We start from the raw sequence: 6457 nt of genomic DNA, 5'->3' as shown, positions 1-6457 counted from the left end.
GGGGGGGGGGGGAGCCGTTACACCACGTTTGACGCGAGGCATGTGAGTACTCCTTGTTCGTCGTTAATTAAATGCCACGGCCGGGCAGCATCTGCGACATGTGACCCATATTGGTCTCATGCACAGCAACGGCACCGCGCAGATGGCGCTTATTCTTGGTGGTCTTCTTGGTCAGGATGTGACGCTTGAAGGCTTGGCCGCGCTTGACGGTACCACCGGGACGAACGCGGAAGCGCTTCTTGGCCCCGCTCTTGGTCTTCATCTTGGGCATTTTCATGCTCCTTTTAATTTGTGCTCGTGAGGCGTCGCGAAAACGTTTTTCGCGCCTTGTTGGCCCCGAGACACTTTTTTCAAATGCCCAATGAAGGGCAAGTGATCTGCGCACCCTTTGACGGATGCTTTAACTACTTACGCCGAAGCCGGTTGAGAGGATTCGGCGGCGGGCTTTACAGCCACTTTTTTCTTGCCCGGCGCGATCATCATGATCATCTGCCGGCCTTCGAGCTTGGGATACTGCTCGATCAGGATCAGGTCGCCGAGTTCATCGCGAATGCGATTGAGCAAGGCCATGCCTATTTCCTGGTGCGTGATTTCGCGGCCCCGAAAGCGCAGCGTAATCTTGCACTTGTCGCCTTCGGCCAGGAAGCGCTTAATATTGCGCATCTTGATGTTGTAGTCACCGTCGTCGGTGCCCGGCCGGAATTTGACTTCCTTGATTTCAATGACCGTCTGCTTTGCTTTCGCTTCCGCCGCCTTCTTTTGCTCCTGGTACTTGAACTTGCCGTAGTCCATCAACCGGCACACGGGCGGGTTGGCAGTAGCAGCAATTTCAACCAGGTCAACATCAGCCTCACCCGCCATTCGCAGGGCTTCGGAAAGACTGACGATACCCAGGGGCTCGTTTTCAGGTCCCGAGAGGCGTACTTCCGGGGCCATGATTTCCCGGTTCAGGCGGTGCTTGCGTTCCTCGCGTTGGCGGCGGTCGCGAAATTCAGTAGCGATGGTCTGTGTCCTTCAATACGTTTGCTACAAATAAAGTAGCGAAACCGCCCCAGTGCGTGCAAGCAACAGCGTCATTCATTCAAAATCAGCTTTTGTTTCGGATGTCCTGGGCGATTCTCTGAGAGAAGGCGTCCACTGACATCACGCCGAGGTCCAAGTTGCCCCGGGCGCGCACTGCGACAGCACCAGCAGCCATCTCCTTGTCACCTATGACGAGGATATACGGCAGCTTCTGCAACGAATGCTCGCGTATTTTATACGTTATTTTCTCGTTGCGCAGATCAAGATCGACCCTAAGCCCTTGATTTTCCAGCGTTTTGACCACGGACCGGGCGTATTCGGCCTGCGAGTCGGTGATATTGAGCACCGCAACTTGTACCGGGGCCAGCCAGGCCGGCAGCGCGCCAGCGTGATTTTCGATGAGCATGCCAATGAAGCGCTCGAGGCTGCCGACAATGGCCCGATGCAGCATCACTGGGTGCGCACGGCTGCTCGTCTCCGTCACGTACTCACCGCCGAGCCGCTCGGCCGTATTGAAGTCGACCTGCATCGTGCCGCATTGCCACTGGCGCCCAAGGGCGTCCTTGAGCGTGTACTCGATCTTGGGACCGTAGAACGCGCCGTCTCCAGGCGAGACGATAAAGTCCACGCCTGACCGGCGCAGCGCCTCCATCACCGCAAACTCGGCCTTGTCCCACAGTTCGTCAGAGCCAACCCGGTTGTCGGGGCGCGTTGCGACCTTGTAGAGGATGTCCTTGAATCCGAAGTCGGCGTAGACCTTCTGCAGCTGCGCCGTGTAGTTCACGCACTCTTCCAGGATCTGGTCTTCGGTACAGAAGATGTGGCCGTCATCCTGCGTGAACCCGCGCACCCGCATGATTCCGTGCAACGCACCCGTCGGCTCATTGCGGTGGCACTGTCCGAACTCGCCGAAACGCACCGGCAAGTCGCGATAGCTCTTGATGCCGTGCTTGAAGATGAGCACATGGCCCGGACAGTTCATGGGCTTCAGGGCGTACTCGCGCTTTTCGCTTTCCGTCGTGAACATGTTCTCGCGATAGTTCTGCCAGTGGCCCGTCTTCTCCCACAGGCTCTTGTCCAGGATCTGCGGACCCTTGACTTCCTGGTAGCCCGTGTCCTTGTAGACCTGCCGCATGTACTGCTCCACCGCCTGCCAGATCGCCCAGCCCTTGGGATGCCAGAACACCACGCCCGGTGCAACGTCGTCGATATGGAACAGGTCGAGCTCGCGCCCGAGCTTGCGGTGATCGCGCTTTTCCGCCTCTTCGAGCATCGTCAGGTACTGCTGGAGCTCTTCCTTGCTCGCCCAGGCCGTCCCGTAGATGCGCTGGAGCATCTCGTTGCGGTGATCGCCACGCCAATACGCGCCGGCCACCTTCATCAACTTGAAGTGCTTGAGCTTGCCCGTGCTCGGTACGTGCGGGCCGCGGCAGAGGTCCTCGAACGAACCCTCGGCGTACAGCGAGACATCTTCGTTGGCGGGAATGCTGCCGATGATTTCCGCCTTGTAGTTTTCGCCAATGCTCTTGAAATGGGCCACGGCGTCATCGCGCGGCAGCACCCGGCGCGTCACAGGCTCGTCTTTCGCCGCGATTGCCCCCATGCGCTTTTCGATAGCGACAAGGTCTTCGGGCGTAAACGGCCGCTTGTACGAGAAGTCATAGAAAAAGCCGTTTTCGATCACCGGACCAATCGTCACCTGCGCCTCGGGGAACAGTTCTTTCACAGCGTAGGCCAGCAAGTGCGCCGTCGAATGGCGGATGACATCAAGGCCGTCGGCATCCTTGGCCGTGACGATGGCGAGCTGGCTATTCTTGTCGATGGTGAAACTCGTATCGACGACCTTGCCGTCGACCTTGCCGGCGAGTGCCGCCTTGGCCAGACCAGGGCCGATTGAAGCTGCGACGTCTGCGACCGTGACCGGGCCGGGAAACTCGCGCTGGGAACCATCGGGAAGCGTGACTTGAATCATGATCAAAAAATAGCGGTAAGGAAAACAAAAAAGCGCGGACGTGAGCCGCGCTTTTGGGTTGCAAGGGGTGACCTCAGTGCACGCGACTACACGGCCTCAACGGGCCGTCAAACCTTCAGTGGTAGTTCGCGGTGTCATAACCGGGGTGCCTTTCTCGCTCTTGTTCACTCAGCAAAGCCGCAATTCTAACCGGCGGGTACATAACCCGTGCCATTGCAGCGCTCGCACGGCGTGATGATCGTCTGTTTTTCGACTTCGAAGTCTTCGGTGATGTTTTCGCTGTCGAACCTGAGTTCGCCCGTGCCCAGGCAATCGGGGCATTTGGCCTGGCTGAGCTTGCTCGCGTCAAAAACGCCGGTCCTGTCTTCGGTAGAGCTCATGAGGCCGTCCCCTGCATAGGTTAAGTGCCACGTACTCTAACCTTCGTCCCGGAAAAAACAAGGGCCGTTTCCCCAAACGGAAAAGGGGCCGCAAGGCCCCTTCTTCATCCGAACGCGAGGCTCAGGCAGCCTTCTTCTCTTCGAAGAACTGCTCGTCTTCGGTCGAACCCTTGAGCGCTGCGGTCGAAGCATTCGCCTCGATGGTCGTGGTGACGGCGTCGAAGTAGCCCGTTCCCACTTCGCGCTGGTGCTTCACGGCGGTGAAGCCGCGGTCAGCAGCTGCAAATTCCTTTTGCTGCAGCTCCACGAAGGCGCTCATGTTGCTGCGGGCGTAACCGTAAGCCAGCTCGAACATCGAGTAGTTCAGGCTGTGGAAGCCGGCCAGCGTGATGAACTGGAACTTGTAGCCCATGGCGCCGAGTTCCTTCTGGAACTTGGCAATGGTCGCGTCGTCCAGGTTCTTCTTCCAGTTGAACGATGGCGAGCAGTTGTACGCCAGCAGCTTGCCCGGGAACTTCGCGTGGATCGCATCGGCGAAGTCCTTGGCGAACTTCAGGTCCGGCGTGCCGGTCTCGCACCAGATCAGGTCGGCGTACTCGGCGTAAGCAAGACCGCGAGCAATCGCCTGGTCGATGCCCTTGTTGGTCCGGTAGAAACCTTCGACCGTACGCTCGCCCGTGCAGAAAGGCTGGTCGATCGGATCAACATCGCTGGTGACGAGGTCAGCAGCTTCCGCGTCCGTACGGGCCAACAGGATGGTGGGCGTGCCCATCACGTCAGCGGCCAGGCGGGCTGCGATCAGCTTGGCGTTGGCTTCGCGCGTCGGCACGAGCACCTTGCCGCCCATGTGACCGCACTTCTTCACCGATGCGAGCTGGTCCTCAAAGTGAACGCCGGCGGCGCCCGCTTCGATCATGGCCTTCATCAGTTCGAACGCGTTCAACACGCCGCCGAAACCGGCTTCCGCATCGGCCACGATGGGCGCGAAGTAATCAACATAACCTTCGTCGCCAGGACCCTTGCCTTCGCTCCACTGGATCTGGTCGGCGCGTGCAAACGTGGCGTTGATCTTCTTGACGCACTTGGGCACCGAGTCCACCGAGTACAGCGACTGGTCAGGGTACATCTCGCCGTTGCTGTTCGCATCGCCAGCGACTTGCCAGCCAGAAAGATAGATGCCCTTCAAACCGGCCTTGACCTGCTGCATGGCCTGGTTGCCCGTCAGCGCGCCCAGCGTGTTGACGAACGGCTCGGTGTTGATGAGGTTCCAGAGCTTCTCGGCGCCACGCTTGGCCAGCGTGTGATCGATCTGCACCGAGCCGCGCAGCTTGACGACGTCAGCAGCGCTGTAGCCGCGCTTGATGCCCTTCCAGCGTGGGTTTTCGGCCCAGTCTTTTTCGAGTTGGGCGATCTGCTGTTCGCGCGTCAGGTGGGTCCAGGATGTCATGTTTTCACTCCGAGGTTGATAGAAACTGGTTCGGTATTCCTGCCGATGCAAGGACGATGCCGATGGATGAACTTTAAGTCTTGTAGAAGAGTTTGAGAAGCTCTTGTGTCTTATATAAGAGATATTTTTATCCCTTTTAAATCAATGACTTGAGCCTCTCATTTCTCAATACGGTATTTCATTTCTCGTATTGAGAAATTTTTGCGCAGTGCAGCATGACGAAATTCCGCAATGCGAAATCAGGGTTGCGCGGGATGAAACAGGATCCAGTCGCCGTGCCCAATCAGCTGCTTGCCGCGCACCCGTTCGGGGTTCACCTCGTACACCAGGCACAAGATCGGGCGCCCATCCACTTCGACGGGCAGCTCGCGCTTGAAGTACTCGCTGTCGGGGCCGTCATCGATGCATTCGATTTCGTCGAGCACGGCCTCCAGCGGCGGATCAATCTCGTAAACCTCACCGACAACCGTCACCGCGTCCTGGCCGCCCAGCGTGAGCCCCGGATACCAGTCAATGCGGTACAGGCACCCCTGCACTTCGCCCATGCCCACGTAACGCGGGGCAGGCACCAGACGGTTGATGTCGTTGCTGCCTCCACGGCGCAGCGTCCCGTAAACGAACACGTGACGGGCATCTGGACTGTGCGCGGCTTCAGGTGGCGCTGGCGATTCGGGCATCATTCGCTCGTTTTGTTTTCATCCTCCCATTTTCAATGACCGAGCGACGCCAGCGCGTCGTCGCGTACGCCTGCCTCGCCCTGAGCATGTCGCTCGTCGGCAGCTATGTGGCGCTTTCCAAACCGCTGGTCGCGGCAATTCCCGTGTTCCTGCTGGCCTGGATGCGCTTTGGCATTGGCGGCCTGGGCATGCTCCCCTGGCTGCGCAAGCCAGCCGATGAGCCGCCGATGACGCGCGAGACGAGGCGTCTTCTCTTTCTCGAATCGTTCCTGGGCAACTTCATGTTCTCGATCTGCATGCTCTTCGGAGTGAGCATGACGAGCGCCGTTTCGGCCGGGGTGATCATGGCGGCCATCCCTGCGGTCGTGGCGCTCATGAGCTGGGGCTTCCTCGGAGAGCGGATCATGCCGCGTGTATGGGCCGCGATCGCGTGCGCAGCCGCCGGCATTGCGCTCCTGGGGCTTGCGAAACCACTCGACCACGCTGGCGCGACAGTTTCGGCCCTGGGTCCCGCCTGGCTTGGCAATCTGCTGATCCTGGGCGCCGTCATTTGCGAAGCCGCATACGCAGTCATCGGCAAGAAACTCACCGGCGCAATGGGCGCCAAGCGCATTGCGTCGCTCATCAACCTGTGGGGGTTCGCCCTCGTGACTCCGTTCGGCCTCTACGCCGCGACCACATTCGACTTCGGCGGCGTCAAGGCCAGTATCTGGATCTTGCTGATCTTCTATTCGCTGGCCGCGAGCATCTGGACGGTCTGGCTGTGGATGACGGGGTTAAAGACGGTCCCTGCTTCACAAGGCGGCGTGTTCACCGTGATGCTTCCGGTTTCGGCAGCGGTGGTGGGGGTGCTTGTGCTCGGCGAACCGCTGACGACCGTGCAAGTGGTTGCCTTTGCGCTGGCACTTGCGGGCGTCGCGCTGGCCACCCTGCCCTCACGTTCGACGTTCTGAGCACC

General features: G+C 59.4%; 7 protein-coding genes. 1 reads left to right on the top strand and 6 read right to left on the bottom strand.

Going from position 1 to position 6457, the window contains the following annotated elements; all coding sequences use genetic code 11:
- Nucleotides 1-67: 67 nt before the first annotated feature.
- The 6 genes from rpmI to AQ12_RS05640 form a co-directional block, all read right to left on the bottom strand.
- Nucleotides 68-271: a 50S ribosomal protein L35 gene (gene rpmI, locus AQ12_RS05665; protein ID WP_048438910.1), complete on the bottom strand. Its 204-nt coding sequence runs from the start codon at nt 269-271 to the stop codon at nt 68-70.
- Between the two features lie 137 nt (nt 272-408).
- Nucleotides 409-1002, bottom strand: coding sequence for a translation initiation factor IF-3 (gene infC, locus AQ12_RS05660; RefSeq protein ID WP_082151416.1), 594 nt, complete (start codon nt 1000-1002; stop codon nt 409-411).
- Nucleotides 1003-1087: 85 nt separating this feature from the next.
- Complete coding sequence (gene thrS, locus AQ12_RS05655) at nt 1088-2995, bottom strand: threonine--tRNA ligase (RefSeq protein WP_048438892.1); 1908 nt, start codon at nt 2993-2995, stop codon at nt 1088-1090.
- A gap of 185 nt (nt 2996-3180) precedes the next feature.
- Nucleotides 3181-3375, bottom strand: coding sequence for a hypothetical protein (locus AQ12_RS05650; protein ID WP_048438891.1), 195 nt, complete (start codon nt 3373-3375; stop codon nt 3181-3183).
- A 121-nt stretch (nt 3376-3496) separates the two neighbouring features.
- Nucleotides 3497-4804, bottom strand: coding sequence for an isocitrate lyase (aceA, locus tag AQ12_RS05645; RefSeq protein WP_048438909.1), 1308 nt, complete (start codon nt 4802-4804; stop codon nt 3497-3499).
- 257 nt (nt 4805-5061) lie between these two features.
- Nucleotides 5062-5502: a gamma-glutamylcyclotransferase gene (locus tag AQ12_RS05640; protein ID WP_238587658.1), complete on the bottom strand. Its 441-nt coding sequence runs from the start codon at nt 5500-5502 to the stop codon at nt 5062-5064.
- A 32-nt stretch (nt 5503-5534) separates the two neighbouring features.
- Here AQ12_RS05640 and AQ12_RS05635 point away from each other — a divergent pair, with 32 nt between their 5' ends.
- On the top strand, nt 5535-6452 hold the full coding sequence (locus AQ12_RS05635) for a DMT family transporter (RefSeq protein ID WP_048438890.1): 918 nt from the start codon (nt 5535-5537) through the stop codon (nt 6450-6452).
- Nucleotides 6453-6457: the final 5 nt, after the last annotated feature.

This window comes from Caenimonas sp. SL110, from assembly GCF_001044395.1.
Taxonomy (GTDB): domain Bacteria; phylum Pseudomonadota; class Gammaproteobacteria; order Burkholderiales; family Burkholderiaceae_C; genus Ramlibacter.
Note: the sequence above shows the minus strand (reverse complement) of the source record. Positions and strands in the feature narration are given on the sequence as shown.

What these genes read in the sequence shown, in the direction of transcription:
- rpmI (WP_048438910.1), bottom strand. Translation starts at nt 271, where the DNA reads ATGCCCAAGATGAAGACCAAGAGCGGGGCCAAGAAGCGCTTCCGCGTT.
- AQ12_RS05650 (WP_048438891.1), bottom strand. Translation starts at nt 3,375, where the DNA reads ATGAGCTCTACCGAAGACAGGACCGGCGTTTTTGACGCGAGCAAGCTC.
- thrS (WP_048438892.1), bottom strand. Translation starts at nt 2,995, where the DNA reads ATGATTCAAGTCACGCTTCCCGATGGTTCCCAGCGCGAGTTTCCCGGC.
- AQ12_RS05635 (WP_048438890.1), top strand. Translation starts at nt 5,535, where the DNA reads ATGACCGAGCGACGCCAGCGCGTCGTCGCGTACGCCTGCCTCGCCCTG.
- AQ12_RS05640 (WP_238587658.1), bottom strand. Translation starts at nt 5,502, where the DNA reads ATGATGCCCGAATCGCCAGCGCCACCTGAAGCCGCGCACAGTCCAGAT.